Genomic DNA, 17353 nt, shown 5'->3' with positions numbered 1-17353 from the left:
GTGCTCTACAAGCCGCTGAGAGTCCGTGAGCATTCTGGACTTATCGCGTTCGTGATGTGGACCTGCTGCACCGTGTGCCCCTCCCGTCCCTGCGGCAGATACCGGATCGTACGCTGTTTACCCCTATCCTCTACTAGCAATGCATAAGGCACCAACGCGTTGTCCGGCTGGCCTTCCGTTCGCTCGAGTATCCTCATGCCATTCCGCAACCCTGCCGCATATGCCGGCAACAGCGGATCCACGCCGGTCGCGACGTTGCCGATGTTGGCAGTAGCGTCCGCGTCGAAGCCTCGCGAAAAGGATGGGCGTTGTTCGGTAACGATGGTGGCACATGGTCCGAACGTATCGGCCGGCAGCAGGATCGGCTCGCCTTTCGCGAGGTATCGGTTCGCATCGGCAACGATGCTCATTTCCTTCTGACGGACTAGCGACTTGAACAGGAAGGTCGCCTGCTCCTTCGAAGACCGCGCCGCAGCGATCTGAGCGTGCAGCACCGTATCCAGGTTCACCGCACCTTGGCTCGCTGACCGCAACCGCGCGTTCCATATCGCCGCCAGCATCGCACCGCGCTGATAGGGTAGCTTCTGCGCCGCCTCGTCGTCCCAGAAGGCTGCTGCAGCCTGCACGCCTGGCATGGAGCGGACGGGAGAACCGGCATAGGCAGCCAGCATCTCGTTCCAGATTGTCGCAAACTCCTCAGGCGATATCAGGCCGGCGCGCACCATCAGGGCGCGAGCATAGTAGTCGGTAAAGCCCTCGCTGAGCCAATAATCCGCCGGCCGTGCTTCCCGACGCTCGGGCATGGCCCCGAGTTGGCCCGGATTCCACGTATGGAAATATTCGTGGGCAAGGAGCCATTTCATGCTCGCCAAGGGCGTTCGCTGATCGACCCAAAGCGCAAAAGCATCCCCGCGTCCGGTGCCGCGGAAACCCATTGCCGTCGGGCTGCCGACAATCGGAGCTGCGGTCACAAGAAAAGGAGCACTGCGATCCGAGTTCCAGAAGGCGCGCTCGACGGCGATCACGCGGCGCGCAAGGCTGTTCAATTCATCCGGGGTAAACGCGTAAGTGCCGACGGCTGCAACCCTTACTCCTGATCCGTCTCGGGCCGCAAAGGTGCGAAGATTACGCCCGCCGATCACGACGCTTTCCAGTGCATCGGCCACGGTGCCGGCGCGGCCGGCCCCGCGGCCACGTCCGGCAAGGTGTTCGAGGTCTGAAGCGAAGCCGATGCCAGGTGTGCTAGACCAATCGAACGTAGCTGGCGCGTTCTCGCGATTGTCGGGATAGCCGAACAGCGCATTGCCGACCGCATAGAACCACGTCGGCCGGATAACCGGTCGTGGCTGGTCGCTGTCGTCGACGGTTGGATCGTGATCGTAGGCGGATGCGATGTGGTAGGAGACGGTTAGCGGCTCGCCCGGCGCAGACTTGATGCGCCAATGACCATCCCCGTTCTTCCCGACCGCCGTTGCTCCCGCCACCTTTAGATCGCGCGCCCATTGCCAGAGCTTTCGCTCTCCCGCCCAGCCCTTACCCCATCCAAAGTTCGTCGTCCCTGAAGGATCGGCATGGAAGCGGATCTGAACCTCCAGGCCGGTCAGCGCACCGTCGGACAGATCAGGCGCAAGCGTGAACTGCACAGATTGGGAGACGGGATCGGGCGGGGCGGCAGCGCCTAGAAATACCAGAGCGAGGCTTAGCAAACGCAGACGCATTCGGCCATCCTAGCGACTGATGTGCGCTCGGCAACATGTTGCTGCTTCCCCAAAAATAGAACGGCCAGCGAGACGAACGGAGATTTCCTGTTGGGATGCTGAAACGGGAACGGCTGCACGCCAACGCGACACTACTTTGGTAGTCATCAAGCAACGTCGTTTGCGACTTTCATCTTAGCCAAGGCAGCGCCACGCTCGGCTATTTGGAATAAGATAGGCGCTGCCTGATCTTGATCCTTGTCCCTCAATGCAGATTTGGCTCGCTCTAGAAGGTAGCGATCACCTATCTTATCGTCGTTCAATTTCACCTCCAAGGGGCTATTCCGGGCAGATGGATTAGTTCACGCCTCACATAGCCGCGCGATTCCGCGCAAGTTCCTTCTTGAACTTGTCCAATGCGACAAGACGCTGGTCTATTTCGGAAGCAGGAACCCCATTCCATACAGAATGATCGTAGTTATCTTTCAAGGGCTTGAGGTCATCGCCAGCCTGAAAGCGCTCGGACATATAGAGCGTTTCGAGAAGTTCTGTCGGCCGCTCACGCTCGCTCGTTTTCACAAGAGCATATTTCACGAGGTACTCGGACATGATGCCGTCGTTGGATATGCTGACCATCGCTGTCCCCTTTCAAACGTGAATATGGGGGTGTTACGATCACCAATCTAGGCCACGTGTACAAAGGCGACGCGCGTCTGATCGGTTAATTCAAGGCTGTCTTTTGGAGGCAGCATTGGGCGAGCAGATTGGGGTTTCGGATGATGAGTGGGCTTTGATTAGGCCCCTGCTGCCGTCGGAGCGAGGACGTGGCTGCCGACCCGCGGGAGACAACCGGCCCTATTTCGAAGGCATGGTGTGGATGGCGCGGACAGGCGCGCAATGGCGGCATTTGCCGGATGAATATGGTAAGTGGAACAGTGTGTTCCGGCGGTATCGTCGCTGGGTCGTGACGGGCGTGTTCGAAGCCATGCTGGAGACCCTGACCGCTGTCGCCGAGCGGGATATCAGCGCCGACATAATCGACAGCACCGTAGTCCGGGCGCACCACTGTGCCGTCGGGCTAAAAAAAAGGGATCAAGAATTCGAAGGGCTCGGCCGTTCGCGAGGCGGCTTCACAACCAAGGCTCTCCTGAGCTTGTCGAAGGGCTGCACGCCCGCTGTGATGGTCAGGGGCGACCGCTATGTTTCGTCCTGACGCCGGGCCAGGCCCACGACGTGAAGGGCTTCGGGCCCTTGTTTGGGATGCTGGCTGACCGGATCGAGGCCCTGCTTGCCGATAAGGGCTATGACGCCGATGCCATCCGCCAGGAACTCTTCAGGGCGGATGTCGAGGCGGTCATTCCAACCAAAAGTAACCGCCGCATACCGATCCCGCATGATTGCGAGTAATACAGTTGGCGCAATCTCCTCGAACGCTTGTTCAGCAAGCTCAAAAACTGGCGCCGTGTCGCAAAGCGTTGTGACAAGACAGCAGAGTCATATCTCGGCTTCGTCGCGCTCGCATCAGTTACGCTGTGGCTGCCCTTTGTGCACGTGACCTAGTAGCGAATGTATGTCCGGTAACGGGTCACAGATGCCGTTACCGGACCGATTGCCCTTTTGCCCAACCCGGACATTCCCAAAACTGGATGCTTATTCGGGAATGCCGGGAATGGTGAAGAGCGGATATGGACGGCGATTAGGCTTCGGTCGGTTGTTGATATCGACGATAAGACTCTCGGTCCTCCCATGCGCAGCTATTGGGTATCCATAGGCGTAGCCTAATCCAGACGCGAGAAAGTGCAATTCGACAAAGCGGTTGAACACGTTTTCACCAGGATGCTATTTTGGGAATTACCGCTCCAGGTTACTTAACCCTTCCCGCTGCGGGCTCTACCGGGCCAAGTACCGTAGCGTACAAAGCCAACAGGCCCGAAGCGGCAACCGCTAGCCAAATATTCGCTGAGCGGAAATAGACATAAGCGGTCGTACCGAGAACCGCACCGCCGACAAGGCCCAGCCATAATAACAGGTATGGCAACCACGCAAATGGCGCACCACCCATCAAGGCCCCCGCTATACGTTGACCAAACTTCACTAGCGTCCCGGTCATGTAAGTAACGCCGATGGTTACCTCACCGTCGCGTTGAAAGATGGCGTTTGCTGATCCCATTGCCACCGCCATTACTGTGGTGGTCCACACGTCCGACACGTTCGTGTTTATGACCGCTGCGACTACAAGAAGGGCGGAGACAAAACCGAGCGTAGCCGGCTTCCTGCGTGAGCCTGCCAGAGCCGCGACAATCGTGCCTGCGACGACGCCAGCGACGAAACCGCCAATCAGGCGGCCAGCGACGATCGAAACCTGTGGATCCATCATCGTTCCAACCGCCAGACGGGTCGAGTTTCCGCTCATGAACGAGACGAAGAGGCCGCCCAGCTTTAGGAAACCGGTAGCGTCGACGTACCCAGCAATACTGGAAACACCGGCCGCCAAAAACCAGAACCGTTTGTCGTACCGTGTCAAATTAGCAGCCTCCGGTCCGATCAGGCATATATGCGTCCCGAAGTGATTATGAAAATTCGATAACGCCGCTGATCGTTAGCGTGTAACTATGGTCGTTCTATACACCGACCCCACCTAGAGATCCTTGCTAAACTCGACCGCGTTGGCGCGATCGTAACCCGCAGCGTGGCCGCCCTCCGCTATCTCGGGTCGTTCGCCTAATTCTATGCGTTTGGCTAAGTCGCGGTGAAGCATCGTCAGCTCGGGTTGAACGGCGTCGCCTGTGAGGGGCTCTAGCCTGCTTTCCAAGGCGTCGAACAGGTCGATTGCGCCGGCCAATTCAGGCTCGGCGTAAAGTGCTGCGCTTTCTCCGGCTCTCCATAACTCGGCAAGTTCCTGGGATCGTTCAAAGCAGGTCGCTGCCGATCGATCCGTCGCTCGTGTGGTGGTCGGCCGCGTAGGCGGCACCGCTCCAAGCTCCTCAATCTTCGCTCGCGTGATCGCGGCGAGACGATACCGGAGGACGCGGGTCTGTGGGGTGTCGGTTGGCGATGGCATCTGCTGCTTCTCAAGAAGCGTGATGAGATCGGCCGTGTTGGCGGAGGCGACCGTGTTCCGCCAGTCGACCAGGGCGCGGTCGGTTGAAGTAAGGTCGGCTGGCTGGGCGAGGATGAAACGCTCCAGCATAGGATTGTCTTCTATATGGACTGGCAACGGCAGAGGCTGGCCCAGGACTGCCGCACGGGTGAAACTGATCAGCTCGCCTGTTGTCACGAAATCGGCGCTTTGCCTCCTGCGGCTCTCGCCGATGGCCGCGGTCAACTGCTCCGCGACACCCTCCAGGCCGGAGGCAATTCCAGCGGTGTGCCTCTGGCCTGTGTCGGCAACCTCGTAGATCCGGACAACATCCTGGTGGAGTGCGCCGATCGCGGCGCGGCTGCCATCGGACTGTTCGACGATCCTGTCCAAGACCGGCGTGAGCAGCCCTAGCCACTTGTGCGTAGCGTCGTCTCCCTCGATGGTCCTCGCGAGGATTGCCTCCTGGAGGGACAATAGGTTCGCTATGGGGGCCCGGCCCGTATCGAGCACGTCGAGGCGACGTTGTATCTCCATTTGCGCTTCCTCCACGCGCGCGTTGCTCCTGGCGAGCGCCGCGACCTCGCCCCTGAGCAACGTCACAGCGTCCATCAGGGCCGCCAGCGCTACCGCAGACCCTTCGGAACTCATCGGCTCGGCCCGCCCCTATCTTTCGTTCGAGCGCGATCCAGCCGCTCGCGGTTTTGCTCCTCGGCTTTCCGAATGACCTCGTGGGCACGCATGAAATCAGTGGGTTCGCTAGGCCCGCTGATCCTCTCGGTGATAGCTCGCAGCCGATCACTCAAGGTCCCGGCCAAGTCTGGATCCTCATCGTTGCCCGGGCCGCTACGGCTCTTCCCGACGATATCGCGGATTCGCTTTGCAACGTCGTCTGTCGGATCAACACCTCGCTCGCGCTGATCGGCAGGCGACTTCGGCGGAACGGTCGGCTTCATCAGTCGATCATGCAACGTCTGGAGTCTGTCGATGCCGGTATCACCGCGCGGCGCCGATACATCCGGGATACGAACGGGTGGTCGGACAGGCGTGGAGACAGATGGCTCCACGTCTTTCTCGTGGGCGAGGCGCATCGCCCTGACCGAGTTTGGTTCGGGTGGCGGCATTGTCGCGACAAACCGTTCCAGGCTTTTTGCAACGAGCTGATCGGCAGCGGAAGGCGACGCTGACAGTTCGGTAATGACGCGAGTGCACGTAGCGCGAACCGCTGCCTGGCGCGTCGCCAGCATGGCAACAACCGAATCTTCAAGACCCTGTTTACGGAGGCGTTCTGCCCGAGCGATACGACTCTTGTCGATCCGCGGAACCTGCCCCTTCTCGCGCATCTTGACCGCGGCGATCGGCTCATGTTTCGGGTCGATGCCGCGGGCCTTTGCTGGCGTTGCGTTCGCCTCGATGCCGCGATCGCGAAGCTTTTCGGCGAAGCGCTGACGATAACGGAAGAGGTCATCGCGGTTCGGATGGAAGCGCCGTCCGTCATGATCCCGACGCGCAATCGTAAGGTGGACATGCGGGTGTTCGCGGTCGACGTGGAGCGAAGCAACCCACGAACGGTTTGCAAACTCGTCCCGTGCAAAGTCGAGGGCCGCGCTCTTCAAGCGCTCTGGATCGGTGCCGGTGGGCATCGATAGGATCATGGAAATCGACGTCGCGCCTTTCCGTCGGGCGTCGCCATCCATCTCCCAGTCGTTCCATTCCCTGGCGAGCAACTGCATGTCTCGCCCGTCGCGCAGCACCTCGCCATCGTTGGTTTCAAGACCCAGTTCGCTTTCCTCGCCGTGGCCCAGGCGGCTGATGTAAGAGAAGTTTGCGAGAACATGGCCGCCACCATGTTGACGCCCGGTGATCCGCACTACCGCCTCCGGAACACGGCGCGATGAGCGCTCGGCAGTCATTACTGCCCGATTGCTCATCCGGCCATGCGATCCGCCCCCGAACGCGTGCTTCGCCTGGATACTAGGGCGCGATGCCCCTGACGAAGACGCAGGTTTCGGGAACATCGATCCGACGGCAATTCTGAGGATCGCGCTCCCGGTCTTCGGACCCTTGGCGCTTCCCCCACCCGATCCCATGCGGTACTTCTTGGGGGGCGCAAAGACGCGTGCCATCGAGTCCAGCGTATCAGGGGAAAGGCGCAAGCTCACTTAGCTGATCCCTCGTCCTTGCGGGTCCAGTAGCCAATTTCACCACCGATCGATGACGCCAGCTCGCGCCTTGCCTCAACCAGCAGGCTCCGCAATTCCGCGCAGGTCTCGAGGAACGAGCCGGCGATCCGGGCGATGTCGAGCGAGCTTTCCGGCATGTTCGCCGCGTTCATCGCGTTCATCGCGTGGACGGCCTGGTTAATGTTCCGCCCGATCGCGAGAACCTGTTTGCGGACTTTACCAATCTCGATCTGGGTCGAAGGAGCGAGCCGCAGAAGCGCGGCCTTGTCCCAGAGCTGCCAGCGTATTGTCCGCTTGATCCACTCGTTCCGTGTCAGCCGCATGGGCGCTGCCACGGTGTCGATCGCTTCGATCTCGCTGCGGTTCAAGCGGACCGTGACGCGGAGATAATCGTCGGGGTGCCCCCTCCCCTGTACTGGTATGATCGGCACGCTCCCGCTTTCAGGAGAGACGGCCGCGACCGTAAGCGCGGTCGCGATCCAGCTGCTGCGCGTCTGTCCATTCGCCGTGGCGATGCGATCGACCTCTGCAACGAGCTCATCCGTCAGTCGGACCGTTACTTTCATTTCAAAAGCCCCGCGCAGCGGCGTCTCATAAGCCAATGTCCGACATTGGTGCCATGAGACATATCCTGCCATCCCTTACTGATACCAAATTAGCTTCTAAAGCACTTCCTTACAATCATATTCATTGCAGAAGACTCGGAGTGGGATGTTACCGCTGCAACGCAACGTTATCCACTATCATCTGCCGACCGCGAGAACCGCTTTGTTACGTTACGGTACGTGCTATTGAAATACGCCATGAATTTGCTTCAGCTTGCCGTATTTTGCCATGGCTGATCTGGATATTATCGCCGCCCGTTGCCACCATCGGCGCGTCTCGCATAAACAATCCGAAGGTATTCCGATGCCCCGACCATCGTCAAAACCGGCAGACCTTTTGACGATCGAAGCGCGCCGCGAGGCACTGAAGGCAGAACTTGCAGCACTCGATGAACAAGCCAAGGCAGCAGAACTGGCAGCTAGGGACGCAGGCCGACCAACCCTCTTGGCCGCCCTAGATCGCGTCAAGATCGCGGCGATCGACAAGTCTGACGCGCGGGCTATCGCTGCCGCAATTCGGCGCCATGGCGGTAAGGCCGTAGCGGGACATCTTGCAAAACTTGAGACCGCATAACTCGACCGGGGTGTTCGGCCTGTGAGCAAGCTAGGCCGGCATGTCCTCGGTTACCCGTTCGCGCGGCGCTCGGTCGGCAGCGACGAACGCGCTCGAGGATGATGTGCTTTAAGGGCGGCTACCAGCGTTGGCGGGATAGAGGTTGGAAGACCAGCGTTCCGCGACGTCGGCCGGGAAGGCAAGCCCGAGCGGCGCGCGGTGGGTCGTGGCGGTCAGCATGCCCCGCTCGACCAAACCGGCAGTGACGAGGCGCGCGGCCCGCTTTTCGTAGCCCGTGAGCGACGGAACTTTGGAACGCTCGACCTCGCCCGATAACACTGCCTCGCGCAGCACGGCAAAGCTGCCTCGCTGAAGGCGCTTCATCCGGATCTCTTCCTCGACATGGATCTCGATCCTCGAGCAGAATGTCGGGTTCCACGAGGCCCGCCATAAGCCGGACCCGGTCGATTGCTCGTTCGAGGAAGAAGCGGGAAAATTTGAGCAACCCGCGCTGGGTGAGATTGCCCCGCCCATCCCGGCCTCCCTCGCGCGGACCGTCCGCCTGGATCAACAGAGTCTTGTACGGGCGCCCTTCGCGGGCAAGGCCGCGTGCGACGGACCAGAAGCTTGTACCAATCCCCAGGCGCTTGAGCAGGGCATAGGACATGAGACGGGTCATGCGACCATTCCCGTCGAGGAAAGGATGGATCCACAAGAAGCGATGATGCGTGGCGCTGACCGCCTGAACCTGCCGGGGCTTGGACAAGGGCGACGACTGATAGGCACGATCGAACCGCGTTAGGAAACGGGCAGATCGGCGGGTTTGGGTGGCAGGTGTCGCCCGATCATGACGTCGTATTCGCTCCAGCGCCCGGGTACGACCGGGATCCGCTCACCGGAGTCCGGGTGCGTGACGATAAGCATTTGAGCCGGGAGCCGCGAACAGAATTTCCGGTGCAGCCAGGCGGCATAGGCTGCAGTAGCAGGCCAGATATCGGGGTCCTGACCGCTGTCGATCAGCCGCTGAACATGGATACGGGCGACGGCCTCTTGCTGTAGCTCTCGTCGCTTGGGCTCTTCGACAAAGTCATTGGCAAGCGCGCGGTCGATTTCACGGGAATGTGTGTCATGGCCTTCGATCAGGTTCGAACAATAGCAGTTCATCGATCGGACGAGATCCCGATCAAGGCGCGCAAGATGGAATGAACCCGTCCGGCCAACTGGTTGGCCTCGCCGTCAGTGTGAAGGCTTCATCCTCCAAGGCATGGGAGGCTTCCTCCGGCACCATGGGTTCCATCATGAAGATACCCACGCCGGTTCTTATGCCGGTTAAAGGGTTCCAGAAACGGCGCTTTACCGGGATATTTGGCGCTATCTCTGCCGGTTTTCGGTTGCTTCTCTGCCGGTTTCCAAGGTGGTTTGATCTGATTGGGGCGAAACCGGGCGCCTCAGATCAATCGACGGCGAAGCGCTTTGCCAAGCGTGCGCTGGCGCCACTTTTTGCGGCAAGTTTGGCGCCGTAGCGCATGACAGTGTTGGGATCGCGCCAGCGATAGGCCTGCATGATCGCCGGAAGTGCTTCGCCCGCGGCGAAATTGTCCTGCGCCACGCCTACCCGGATCGAGTGGCTCGACACCGCCGCGATCCACCGCTCGAGTTCGCTCTCGCCCATGGCGCCGAGCAGCTTCTTCGCAAACGCCTGGCGGACGAGCCGCTTGTAGATAATTCCGATAGTTCCCGGATGTAGCGCGCCCGGTCCGACCGATCGCACAGTGCCATCGAAGTAGGTCTCAACCCGCCGGAATAGCGGCCCCTTGTCGATCCCGCCTTTGTCCCGCCAGCGATCAATCGCGCGCATCGTCGCCGGCGACAGATAGGCATGTGCGCCCTGCCCTTCGCGATCGGTCTTGCTCTTGGGGATGAGCAGCGTCCCCGCCCCTTCCCCATCCGGCCCATCGATGTGCATCACGTTGATCGCGACCAGTTCGGAACGCCGGCAGCCGGTATCGTAGGCAACGCGGAGGAGCGCCTCATCGCGCGCGCCAAGCATATCTTTGCGGCAGGCTTTGATCAGCGCTGTGAGCGACACCCCGGCCGCAGGCCCATCGAGATCGGTAACATCGCCTTTGAAACGGATCGCGCGCGCCTGGGCCTGTCGCGTCCCGACTGCCTTACGAGCGGCTTTGAGTTCAAGGCGCACGAGCGGTGCGGCCGTCGGGTCCTCCCGACCGGCCATACGGTAGGCCCACCCGATGTGGACGAGGTAACGACTAATCGTCGCGGCCGAGCGCGCCTCGGTCGCGCGCGCAGCCTCGGTACTGACATCTTGGCCGGAGAGCGCGCGGACATAGGCGGCGACGGTCTGCGCGGTCGCCGCGCCGGTCTGCACATGCGATCGTCGGCACCATAGATCCCACAGGCGCAGGTCCGAAAGGAATGCGCGCACGGTGTTAGCCGACCAGGCGCGGGAAGCCGCGGCGACGACCTGCGGATCAAGAAGGCGCCGCTGCGGCGCAAGTGCTGTAACTTCGCCCACGATGGCATCAAGGCTGGCGCTGGAGCCATAGCGAACGGGAGAAACGGGGTAATCAGCCATCTTTACGACGTTAACGCGATCCGCTCCAAACAGCCAGGGTCGCGATAACCTTTTATTATCACGGGTATTTGCAACTTCGACATAGACGGATCATCCCTGTTGCGGATATAACTCGGTCGTGGACGCCATCTCAAATCCCTCAGATATCGGTCCGCTGGCAGAGACGACGGACTACCTGATCGAACGGGCAAGCGTTTCGATCGGGCGGCTCGATGCCCTAGTTTCCGCCAGTTTTGCTTCTCCGGCCTGGACCTTGCGGGCATCGTGGACCGGGTACGCACGCGCACTCCGACTACAGGGTGTAGAGATTGACGATATAGATGTATTTTCCTGGGGTTCTGGCGTTCCTGTGCCTGGCAGACCCCGGTTTCAAACCACCATCGATCATTTCGCTGCCTTCACACCGTGGCGTGACCGGCTTGACCAGACAGGTCGCCATTGGGCCGAGGATCTTCCTTTTACGGTGAGGCCTGAACCTGGACGAGGCCGAGTGCCGGTACTGCGCCGGGCGCTCGACCTGCTGACGGACTTCCTAAAGGCCGACCCATCGATCATGGCGTGGCTGGCATTGCCCGTTTTCCTACACCGACTCGGTCTGACCGAGGTCCCCCTCCCCTGCCTCGTCGCGGGTGATCGGCAGTTACTCAACGCGACCAGAGAGCGCGACCGCGGTGCTGCCGTCCGGCGGATCCTCAGGATGCTCGAAACCGCTGCTATTGCAGGTCGCCAAAGTCTGACGGCAATCGAGGATGCGCACGCGATCAGCATCGCGGCCCTGGTAGGCGAACGTCGACCAAGTTCTCTGGGACGCCTTGCAACCCTGCTGATGGTCGCGCCGGTGCAATCGCCCGAGGCGGTTGCGCGGCGATTAAGACTGACACTTTCTGGAGCGGGAAAATTGCTCGCTCGCGCCGCTGCCGTCGGTCTGGTCGTAGAAGTCAGCGGACGCCGGGCCTGGCGAGTCTACATCGTCCCAGACCTTGCGATCACCTTGGGATTCGTGGCGGCGCCGAAAGGTCGTCCCGCGTTGCGGCCCCGCCTTCCCTCACCAGACCGCGGTCTTGCAGAGATTCTGGCACAGTTCGACAGTGAACTGGCGGCTTTCGACGCACGGTTTCCGAGCGCGTCGAAGTAGCCAAGCTCTTACTCCAAGCGGATGGGGCACAGGTTTTGGTACCCGGCCCCGACAACATTACTCCATCTCGGCTGCCTTCCGCTTCTCCTCCGCTTCAAGAAGGTCGAGCATAATTCCGAACACCTCCCCCTTCGCCATGCGATGACGGTACGCATATTCGTCGAGCCGATCGCGATCGCCCTCGCGCAGTCGCAGATTGTAGTGATCTGGGTACTGCGAAGGCTGACGAGTACGTTTCTTGGAAGCGGCAGGCGCTTCTGGCGCTGCCGGCTTGTCCGACTGGAACCCAAGCAACTCCCCCCCGGCTTTCGCCTTGTCTCGAATGTCCCGCGGTGGCGGAGCGATATAGTCACTGTCATCGAGCCCGAAGCTCGTCACGCCCGCGAGCCGTGATGCGGGCTTTGCTGCCTTGTCATTCATGCGTTGGTCCTCGCCGCTTTCAGAGCCTCAAGAACATCATGGGCAAACCCCGCGGCGTTGACGCGCGCATTCTCAATCGAGGCGCTGGGCGTACCTTGGAGACCTGCTAGAGTACCCCCTTGAGCGAACAGGCTACGATAGACGGTTCGTTCGGCAATCGACGTCGGGAGCGTAGTAATCCCCGCCTCCTCAACGCCGTCAGCGATCTGCTGCGAGACCCGTGATCGGATACGCGAACTGGCAGGCGTTCGCGTAAAAACGCCCGCAAATGCGATATCACGACGTGCCGCGGTTGACGCACGTCGGATGCTTTGGAAAGCGCGGGCGGCTTGGTCGCTGTCCAGCACAGATCCTTGCATCGGCACGATCGCCAAATGGGTCATCAACAGCGCGTTGGTAACGCGCGCCGACGCCCTGCCCTCAAGATCGACTATCACGAACCGCGCACGCTTTTGTGCCTCGTCGATCGTATCGATAATTGCGTCCTCGTCGACCTCTTGAACGACCTCAATGTTCTCCGGCTTGCCTGGCAAGCCTGCCCACTTCATGAGTGGGAAGTTCGGATCGGCATCTACTATGACGACCGAAGCGCCGCCTTCTGCCAGCTCGATCGCCAACAGCAACGCGGCTGTGGTTTTCCCTACGCCGCCCTTAGGCGAGAGCAAAGTTATAACCGGCATCGCAACGCCTCCCTTTGTTGTCTAGCTGTAGTACCGCTATTACATTTACTAGAGGTACTATATGTAATACCAGTATAATTACCATACAAGTAATCAAGTTAATAGCTATAATCGGCGTAATACACACGTTAGCTGAATCAACGTAATTCGTCGTGGTTGGGGTATTGCGCGGGTTATCGGCATTGCAGGTAATACCACATATACAGGCAATGGGTGCAATGCGAGTGTTACCCGAATTGCGCGTGTTACCCGAATTGCGCGTGTTACCCAAATTGCACGTGTTACCCAAATTGCACGTATTACCCGAATTGCAGGTATTACACAAGTTGCGAGTATTACGTAGGTTGCAGGTGTTACATAGGATTCAGGTATTAGCGGCATTATCGGTATTACAGGAATGATATATATCTTATAAATTCTTTGTGCTGCTGGTGTTGCAGGTGTTACACGTCCTACCCGCATTGCTGGTATTATATGCAGTACAGGTATTATAATGGTGCCCGGGTCTGCAAAGCTGGTCCTGCCTATGAGCCCGGCCTTACGTATAATGGCCGCTGCACATGCACTACCTGAGTTACACGGACTACCGGCATTACATCTATTCGCGGTATTACACGTCAAACCGATAATCACGATGCGTGCCGTTTCGGCTTACATAGAGTGTAGGACTGCCCACAGTAGGCAAGACCGCTAATCGCTGAATTATATATAATCAGTGTAATACAGCTAATCGGTCGTACTCGGGAGGGGGGAGGGCGCTCGTAGTGCTAGACGGCGTACAAACCGAGTTGCAAGTACCGCTCGTCTTCGTTGGCGAAGGCCACAGCCTGGTCATCACCGGTCTCGAACGGTTCGCGCAGTCAATACAGAACATGCGGATGTTGTGCACGCGCTAAGGGAAGGGAATCGCGATCAAGGCGACTAGCAACTGATCGATACGAACACGGCGGCTGGGAAGCACTTCTCGACAAGCTTACTATTTTTTCCACAGTTCGAGACGAACATCCAACGCGAGCGGCACATTGAAGATATCGAGGAGGCAAAGGCGAGGGCGATTATAGAAGCCGTAAGCCACGTATCAATCCCGACCCAGTTCGAAAGCTGATCGTCAACCGTACAAAGACCGCGCACATTTCCCGCTAGCTCAGTATCCCCGGAAGCATCGTCTAAACCCAGCCGCGACAGCTTCTTTCGAAATTAAAGTTACCCTGTCATCGATGCGCCGTGCAACTGAAAAACAGATTTTGCCAAATCCACGCCAATCATCGTATCCATTGTCACGGCTGCCGTCCTTTCCGCTAAGTGGCCTCAACACCACTAACTTGGCACATTGCGATGCCGTCTGGAGAGGGCGACAACCACCCCATCTTTCAAGAAAACGTCTAGTCCGATATACTCGTCCGTGGTTGTTCTCCATCAGATGCTTGGGCCCGGCTTCCGGTCGTGAGCCCGTACTTCCATCTTATCGGGGAACAGCCACCAACATCCATCATGAACGCTAAGGCTTCGCTCCCGCGATTACCCCATGTTTAAGAGGCGGGGCAGGGGGCTAGAAAACCGCTTCTGGTGGAGCGGGGAAGGGAGCGAGAATGACCGCCTGTGGGTTGGGTAACTGTTGAATAGCGAACGTGTATGGCCGGGGGAAAAGGTCCACAGGGAGACATCCCCTGTGACGCTTTCGGTTCCATGCCTTAGGACATAGGTAGATTAGATTTTGCGTCGGTGACATGCGCGATCACGACGATCCCGAGTGTCGCGGCACCGCCGAAGCCGTCGAGATTGTGCGGCCGGCTCGCGCGGGGCATTGTCGCAGAAGAATCGCTCAGAAAGTGTAACGCTATGAACCGACTGCTCGCCGCCTTGACCTGTGTCGTCGCGTTTGGCGCTACGGGCGTGGGAGCACAATCCGTTGCTCCCTCTAAGGATATCGTTGCCGTGCTCGCATCGCCCACGCGGACGCCAGCGAACCGCGCGCGTGATCGCTATCGTCACCCGGCGCAGACATTGGCCTTTTTCGGCGTTAAGCCGACGCAGACGATCATCGAATTCCTGCCGGCGGGCGGCTGGTATACCGAGATTCTTACACCGCTGGTAAAGGGCCGGGGGCACTATATTGCGCTGGTGCCGACCGCGCAGGCAGAGCGCACCCGCAGCGTTTTTGCCGATAAGACCGCGGAGTATGGCGTGACGCAGGTCGCGACGATCGACTTTACGACCGGAGCGTCTTCAATTCCGGCGGGAAGTGCGGATGTGCTGCTAACGTTCCGGAACATACACAACCTCTTGATGCAGGACGACCCCGCCGTAGCAGGCCGCGTGTTCAAGGCGTTCTATGCGGCGCTCAAGCCGGGTGGCGTACTCGGTGTCGTCGATCATTGCTTGCCGGAGGAAATGGACACGGCGCGTGAGAAGACGAGCGGCTACATCAAGAGATCTACGGTCGTTCGCCTGGCGCAAGAGGCGGGCTTTGCGCTTGCCGCAGAATCGCGGGTCAATGCGAACCCCAAGGATACCCACGATCATCCGGAGGGCGTCTGGACACTGCCGCCGAGCTATCGATTGAAGGACGTTGATCGCGCGAAATATGCTGCAATCGGCGAGAGCGACCGGTTCACGCTACGGTTCGTAAAGGCGCGTTGATCGCACTAGTTTGCAGACATGTACATCGCGTGCCGAAGGCGGTTTGATCTAGCGGGCATGAGCAAAGACCACGTAGATCGCCATAGAATCGCGGCGGGGCAGGGGAATAGCTAGGGTCGCGGTCGCGTCCTGGCATGACAGCCGTCGGAATTGCTATCGCACTCCGTTGCCCTCGGACAGGACATGCCGAGCGAAGTCTCGTCGGATCGCATCCAGCTTGGGGTCGATATAGCGTTGGCAGAACGGTCGGGTCGGGTCGGTACGGTAATAGTTGCGGTAGCGCTCTTCCGATGACCGGAACCCGACGAGGGGCAACACCTTCGTCTTCACGGCGCTGTCAACTTTCTGCCTAAGCCGGGTAATCACCGTATCTGCCCGATGCCGCTGGTCGGTATCCCCAAAATAGACAGCGCTGCGGTAACGCCCGTCCGGCGAATAGCCGCTGTTCGCCGAATGGGTGCGCAGATGGACCTCAATCAGAATGTCGAGCGAAATGATCCCAGGATCGAAGCGGACCACCACTCCTTCTGCCCAGGCATCGTCGGGTGCGGTCGATTGCAGGAAGCCTTGATTGACCTGGGAGACGCCGCGCAGGATTTGAAACACGCCTTCAGTGCACCAATGACACCCGCCGCCGAAGCCCGCCGTTTCCATGCTCACCTTCTCCACCCTGTCCGGCGAGATGCCCTTCCGCTTTCCGTGTTTAATGGCGGCAACGTGTAGCGCCGGTCGGATCGTGGCCTGGCATAGGCGGGGCTGTCTTCCCGACTAAGCTTGTACGCCGACGGTGTTAACCGATATCGGCCTAATTACACCCGCAAGACAACATCTGAACGAACGGATGGTTTCGAGATACGCTCAAGCCGCTCTGAACGTCCACACATGGGTCTGGCCGGAAGCCGTAGGGCAGGGCGTGTTACGCCCACACACCCGGACGTTCATCTGGCGAAATGGGGCTCCTGAAAGCAGACATCCGTTCAGCACGATGATCTCGGCCCTCAACTCCCGATCCAAAATCAGCACTTTCGCGACATCGGCCTTTTTTGGCGTCGACATGGCCCGCCTGCTGATGCCCTAACCAGCCATTCCGGTGACGTTCAGGCGCGTACTATCGCGTCGCCGCGATTTAGGACGTGGTCCAAAAAGGTTCGCAGGTGAGCTATGGCGTCTGCGGTAAGAACCACATCGTCATGGCCACGTCGCTCCGCCACCTGACCGTCTTTCACAAGATGCTCAATCCACCTCCGACCGGAATGCTCGCTGGCCCCGGCTTTCTCAATGAGAGCACTTTCCGTCATAACTTGGTTGTTGGCCAGCCCGACAAACAGATGCAGCATCATATTCCAGGCGAACTCGTCGAAGAGCTCACTGGGGAACATGACCTTCCGCAATGAACGAACATCTAGAATGCACTGAGCGGCCTCACCGCGAGCTTGGTCACCAATCATCAAACGATCTTGCCGGAAATAATTTCTGAAGCCTTGATCTGCGTGAAGCTCGCGAAATTAACCTTATGCCATGCCCCCGCTGAACTGGAAGAATCGGACAGGTAATATGCCGGCGATGAACGCACAAAACGTCGAGTCCTTACGTGCCGCCATAGCTTGGGCGCTCCTGCTCGCGGACTCCCAGGACCAAAGTTTAATCGCGGCGTATCTAGGCGATGCCCTTCATCTCGCCGAAAATTTGTCTGAGCATGATCCTAAATAAAGTCGTTTGCCTTGGCATGTCCACGGTACTCTGAACTTGGTAGAAGCGAACCGCT

The 17353-nt window shown here is 59.3% G+C and carries 18 protein-coding genes and 1 pseudogene; 6 read left to right on the top strand and 13 right to left on the bottom strand.

The genetic code is table 11. From position 1 onward, the window contains the following. Positions 1 to 5: 5 nt before the first annotated feature. Positions 6 to 1718 (bottom strand): M61 family metallopeptidase, encoded by a 1713-nt coding sequence (locus tag IFR23_RS19605; RefSeq protein ID WP_192977267.1) that lies wholly within the window; start codon positions 1716 to 1718, stop codon positions 6 to 8. Positions 1719 to 2066: 348 nt separating this feature from the next. Further along, a complete protein-coding gene (locus tag IFR23_RS19600; protein WP_192977266.1) occupies positions 2067 to 2333 on the bottom strand; it encodes a hypothetical protein in 267 nt (88 codons plus the stop codon). 103 nt (positions 2334 to 2436) lie between these two features. Between IFR23_RS19600 and IFR23_RS20375 the strand changes: the two genes are divergently transcribed. Continuing rightward, entirely contained in the window at positions 2437 to 2910 is a 474-nt protein-coding gene (locus IFR23_RS20375; protein WP_342345018.1) for an IS5 family transposase, read from the top strand. Further along, positions 2796 to 3104, top strand: coding sequence for a transposase (locus tag IFR23_RS20370; RefSeq protein ID WP_342345020.1), 309 nt, complete (start codon positions 2796 to 2798; stop codon positions 3102 to 3104). Before IFR23_RS20375 ends, IFR23_RS20370 begins: the two co-directional genes overlap by 115 nt. A 457-nt stretch (positions 3105 to 3561) precedes the next feature. Here the strand turns inward: IFR23_RS20370 and IFR23_RS19590 are convergent, their stop codons facing one another. From IFR23_RS19590 to IFR23_RS19575, 4 genes are all read right to left on the bottom strand, one after another. Then, positions 3562 to 4221 (bottom strand): YoaK family protein, encoded by a 660-nt coding sequence (locus tag IFR23_RS19590; protein ID WP_192977265.1) that lies wholly within the window; start codon positions 4219 to 4221, stop codon positions 3562 to 3564. Positions 4222 to 4335: 114 nt separating this feature from the next. Next, positions 4336 to 5388, bottom strand: a complete 1053-nt coding sequence (locus IFR23_RS19585) for a hypothetical protein (RefSeq protein ID WP_244655812.1) — start codon at positions 5386 to 5388, stop codon at positions 4336 to 4338. A 35-nt stretch (positions 5389 to 5423) separates the two neighbouring features. Next, complete coding sequence (locus tag IFR23_RS19580) at positions 5424 to 6689, bottom strand: relaxase/mobilization nuclease domain-containing protein (RefSeq protein ID WP_244655811.1); 1266 nt, start codon at positions 6687 to 6689, stop codon at positions 5424 to 5426. Positions 6690 to 6934: 245 nt separating this feature from the next. Beyond that, entirely contained in the window at positions 6935 to 7561 is a 627-nt protein-coding gene (locus IFR23_RS19575; protein WP_342345016.1) for a hypothetical protein, read from the bottom strand. A gap of 232 nt (positions 7562 to 7793) precedes the next feature. Here IFR23_RS19575 and IFR23_RS19570 point away from each other — a divergent pair, with 232 nt between their 5' ends. Beyond that, positions 7794 to 8138 (top strand): hypothetical protein, encoded by a 345-nt coding sequence (locus tag IFR23_RS19570; protein ID WP_244655810.1) that lies wholly within the window; start codon positions 7794 to 7796, stop codon positions 8136 to 8138. 108 nt (positions 8139 to 8246) lie between these two features. Here the strand turns inward: IFR23_RS19570 and IFR23_RS20365 are convergent, their stop codons facing one another. The 4 genes and pseudogenes from IFR23_RS20365 to IFR23_RS19560 all read right to left on the bottom strand — a co-directional run bounded on the left by IFR23_RS20365 (position 8247) and on the right by IFR23_RS19560 (position 10713). Continuing rightward, positions 8247 to 8651, bottom strand: coding sequence for a hypothetical protein (locus tag IFR23_RS20365; protein ID WP_244655809.1), 405 nt, complete (start codon positions 8649 to 8651; stop codon positions 8247 to 8249). A 127-nt stretch (positions 8652 to 8778) separates the two neighbouring features. After that, positions 8779 to 8976: pseudogene (locus tag IFR23_RS20670) on the bottom strand (Fic family protein); the annotation flags it as partial. Then, on the bottom strand, positions 8916 to 9281 hold the full coding sequence (locus IFR23_RS20060; RefSeq protein ID WP_197978565.1) for a hypothetical protein: 366 nt from the start codon (positions 9279 to 9281) through the stop codon (positions 8916 to 8918). The gene IFR23_RS20060 and the pseudogene IFR23_RS20670, both read right to left, overlap by 61 nt. A gap of 289 nt (positions 9282 to 9570) precedes the next feature. Beyond that, on the bottom strand, positions 9571 to 10713 hold the full coding sequence (locus tag IFR23_RS19560; protein ID WP_197978564.1) for a tyrosine-type recombinase/integrase: 1143 nt from the start codon (positions 10711 to 10713) through the stop codon (positions 9571 to 9573). A 118-nt stretch (positions 10714 to 10831) separates the two neighbouring features. On the opposite strand from IFR23_RS19560, the gene IFR23_RS19555 reads away from it, so the two are divergent. Beyond that, positions 10832 to 11848, top strand: a complete 1017-nt coding sequence (locus IFR23_RS19555; RefSeq protein WP_342345015.1) for a hypothetical protein — start codon at positions 10832 to 10834, stop codon at positions 11846 to 11848. A 57-nt stretch (positions 11849 to 11905) separates the two neighbouring features. Here the strand turns inward: IFR23_RS19555 and IFR23_RS19550 are convergent, their stop codons facing one another. After that, positions 11906 to 12268, bottom strand: coding sequence for a hypothetical protein (locus tag IFR23_RS19550; RefSeq protein ID WP_192239220.1), 363 nt, complete (start codon positions 12266 to 12268; stop codon positions 11906 to 11908). Further along, entirely contained in the window at positions 12265 to 12948 is a 684-nt protein-coding gene (locus tag IFR23_RS19545; RefSeq protein ID WP_192239221.1) for a ParA family protein, read from the bottom strand. The genes IFR23_RS19550 and IFR23_RS19545 overlap by 4 nt, the downstream gene beginning before the upstream one ends. A 1839-nt stretch (positions 12949 to 14787) precedes the next feature. Here IFR23_RS19545 and IFR23_RS19540 point away from each other — a divergent pair. Continuing rightward, positions 14788 to 15588, top strand: coding sequence for a class I SAM-dependent methyltransferase (locus tag IFR23_RS19540; RefSeq protein ID WP_192977276.1), 801 nt, complete (start codon positions 14788 to 14790; stop codon positions 15586 to 15588). 153 nt (positions 15589 to 15741) lie between these two features. Here the strand turns inward: IFR23_RS19540 and IFR23_RS19535 are convergent, their stop codons facing one another. Then, on the bottom strand, positions 15742 to 16242 hold the full coding sequence (locus tag IFR23_RS19535; protein ID WP_192977263.1) for a peptide-methionine (S)-S-oxide reductase: 501 nt from the start codon (positions 16240 to 16242) through the stop codon (positions 15742 to 15744). 500 nt (positions 16243 to 16742) lie between these two features. Between IFR23_RS19535 and IFR23_RS19530 the strand changes: the two genes are divergently transcribed. Continuing rightward, positions 16743 to 16982, top strand: coding sequence for a hypothetical protein (locus IFR23_RS19530; protein WP_192239222.1), 240 nt, complete (start codon positions 16743 to 16745; stop codon positions 16980 to 16982). The last annotated feature ends 371 nt before the right edge of the window (positions 16983 to 17353 follow it).

Origin of the sequence: Sphingomonas sp. CFBP 13603, assembly GCF_014892665.1 — a bacterium.
GTDB lineage: Bacteria > Pseudomonadota > Alphaproteobacteria > Sphingomonadales > Sphingomonadaceae > Sphingomonas.
This window is presented reverse-complemented; position numbering and strand designations above follow the sequence as displayed.